The sequence below is a fragment of the Sulfurovum sp. bin170 genome (assembly GCF_010892395.1).
Classification (GTDB): domain Bacteria; phylum Campylobacterota; class Campylobacteria; order Campylobacterales; family Sulfurovaceae; genus UBA1140.
The window spans coordinates 1-1834 of record NZ_JAACKB010000214.1 but is presented as its reverse complement, the minus strand read 5'-3'; the positions used below and the strand labels follow the sequence as shown (position 1 = coordinate 1834).

Below are 1834 nucleotides of genomic sequence, written 5' to 3'. Positions count from 1 at the left end.
CGATGGCTTCAGCCTCGCTAATTCATTGGCATTGGGCTTTAGCCTCGTCATGTTCGGGACTGAAGTCTCCGATTCCAAATAAGTTTTAAAAGAGGTCTATTAACGAAGCTGAATCATCTCTCTAAGTTCATCCAATCCCAAATCTACCTTTATCATAGGCAAAAATGGTGGATCCTCTTCTAAGTTTATCTTAACAAAATCCAAATCTTTTTTATCCAAATTATCTCTAATCATCGCTTTAACATGATAGAGAGATGAGATCTCATCAACTAATATATTTTGAATCTCAGGAACATTAGCAATAAAAATTTTCCCCTCTGTAAATGGGATAATCTGCTCTTTTTTTAGACCACGATTATCAGCGACTGACTGAACAAAGTTATCATAAGTTGGCTTTAACAGATTTTTAATCATATACGCTCTATTTTCATCATCTATTTTAGCCAACATTGAGATTGGTTTTTTGAATTTTCCAGCAGCCAAATAATCCTCTTCTACTCCAATTGTTTTTGCCAACTCACCAAAATTATAGTGAGGCATAATCACACCGATAGAGCCAACAATAGCATTTTTATTTGCAATCAAGGGCTTAATAGCAGAAGCAATATAGTATCCACCACTTGCAGCGATTGACTCCACATACATCGTCACATTCATATCTTTTTGATACTCTTTTAAGTACTCTGAAAGCTCTTCACTAGCTGTGGGTGAGCCACCTGGGGAACTCATAATAAACAGAACAGACTTATAGCTCTTATTATCTCGAACCTTATCCATCTCCTCCATCACCTTGGTAGTAAACGCCTCGGTCACAGGTTTGTTAAATCTAATCACGGCTACCTTGTTCTTTGCCATACTAGTATCCTCAAGAAAACCCATTTTGCCAAAATACATTACTATAAACACTATCTCTGCAATCAATATCACCCCAATTATCCACGCTTTTAAGTTAGAGATAAATATCTGTTTCTTTAACGCTTTAATCTCATAATCTTTAACCTCTTGCAATAAAAATCCTTTTTTTACTAAAATAGTACAAATATTGGTTGAATATAAACTTAAATACAAAATGTTAAAAAGAAGAAAAAAATATGATATAATATTATATGCGAAATTTATACTTAGGATTCAAATTTTCCTTCTCATACTTTACAATACTGCCGATAAAATTTAGAAGCAAAGATGACCTATCCAAAAAAGAGGTTCTAAACCATATGCTCCTCACTCTGCCTTTTGTGGGCTTTATTTTAGGTCTATTAACAGTTGTTCTATTTACTTTTTTAGCCAAACTGGGGTGGTATGGAGCTATCATATCTGCTGTAGCATATATGATGATGTACGGATTTATCCACACTGAAGCAGTAGTTGATGTATATGATGCGATGTACGCCTCCCACTCTGGCAAAGATGCTTTTGAGATTATCAAAGAGCCTACAGTTGGAGCTTTGGGGGTTCTCTATGCTGTTGGTTTTGTGCTGATGAAGGTAGCAGGAATCGTTGTACTACTCACTCATAACCTACTAGCAGAGTTTGTAGCTGTTCTCATTATCAGCCGTCTCTCACTTCTAACACAGATTATACTTCATGATTTCAAATCCTCTTTTGTTACAGGACTCAAAGAGTCACTTGATTACTGGTATCTCATGCCACTATTTCTTATTTTTACAACTATTGGCTCTTATCTTACTTTATATTTTATACTATATCTTCTTGTTGGGATAGTTATGGGTTTTGTTATTTCTATCTTTTTTGCCTCTAAGCTTAAGTTTGTCAATGGGGATGTCTTGGGGGCTACGCTAGAAGGGGTTGAGATTTTGTTGTTTTTGCTTGTTGT

General features: G+C 35.4%; 2 protein-coding genes. One reads left to right on the top strand and one right to left on the bottom strand.

The features are described 5' to 3' along the window. Positions 1-99: 99 nt before the first annotated feature. Positions 100-1008 (bottom strand): signal peptide peptidase SppA, encoded by a 909-nt coding sequence (sppA, locus tag GSY74_RS05095; protein WP_164664026.1) that lies wholly within the window; start codon positions 1006-1008, stop codon positions 100-102. A 98-nt stretch (positions 1009-1106) separates the two neighbouring features. On the opposite strand from sppA, the gene GSY74_RS05090 reads away from it, so the two are divergent. Then, on the top strand, positions 1107-1834 hold a 728-nt coding region (locus tag GSY74_RS05090), incomplete at its 3' end, for an adenosylcobinamide-GDP ribazoletransferase (RefSeq protein WP_164664025.1).